The sequence below is a fragment of the Mesorhizobium sp. M00.F.Ca.ET.216.01.1.1 genome (genome assembly GCF_004010325.2).
Lineage (GTDB): Bacteria > Pseudomonadota > Alphaproteobacteria > Rhizobiales > Rhizobiaceae > Mesorhizobium.
Window position 1 is genome coordinate 1 of sequence record NZ_SADR02000167.1, and the last position, 408, is coordinate 408.

Here is a 408-nt window from a genome sequence, read left to right on the forward strand (position 1 = left end):
GGGATCGACAGCGCGCCGCTGGCGAATGGCCGGTTGCGCTTGGTGGGGTGCTTGCGGTCGAGCGCGAGGTCGAAGAAATCGTTGACGATATAGATCGCGGACGCAACGGCGCTGAACGACACGAACGCCAGCACGCAATCCCAGATCATGCTGCCGTTGAAATATTCATGCGAAAGCACCATCGGCACGGCGATCAGCGCGTTCTTCAGCCACTGATGCATGCGCAGCATCTTGACGTAGGTCCTCAGCGTCGGCTTCGGCGCCGGCACGGCCTCGGCCTGATGCGCCGCCTGCCAGTGCCGCGCGCTGCGGTCGGGCGCCACCACCAGCGCGTTGCGCGCGGCGTCGAATACTTTGAGGTCATGGCGGCTGTTGCCGGCATAATCGAAGCCCGCATCGCCATAGGCG

1 protein-coding gene is annotated in these 408 nt (G+C 64.5%); it reads right to left on the minus strand.

The window, feature by feature from the left end; genetic code table 11:
* A partial coding sequence (locus tag EN859_RS35565; RefSeq protein ID WP_245525876.1) for a UbiA family prenyltransferase occupies positions 1–408 on the minus strand: 408 nt, incomplete at both ends.